At 41.5% G+C, this 287-nt stretch carries 1 protein-coding gene; it reads right to left on the bottom strand.

Features of this window, described 5'->3' with window-relative positions; translation table 11 throughout:
- The coding region (locus tag HC175_RS23275; RefSeq protein ID WP_168140112.1) for an SDR family NAD(P)-dependent oxidoreductase at positions 1-287 on the bottom strand (287 nt) is incomplete at both ends.

The raw sequence follows: 287 nt of genomic DNA, 5'->3' as shown, positions 1-287 counted from the left end.
AAATCTCCCGGTGCAACATTGGTCATTTTAATATTGAATTGCTTCAATTCCATTCGAAAAGCTTCCGTAGTTAACTCCAGAGCTCCTTTAGATGCCGAATAAATTCCGCGGTAAGGGAGTCCCATATAACCGGCAATGGAGGTAATATTGATGATGAGTCCGCCTTTGTTTTTACGCATTCCGGGAAGCACGGCTTTAATTACATTAATGGGCCCAAAATAATTGGTGTCAAATGCTCTTTTGATCTCTTCATCTGGCGTTTCTTCAATAGGGCCTGTAATTCCTAC

It is taken from the genome of Salinimicrobium oceani, assembly GCF_012037645.1.
The sequence above is the reverse complement of the archived record's forward strand: the minus strand, read 5'-3'. Positions and strand labels throughout refer to the sequence as shown.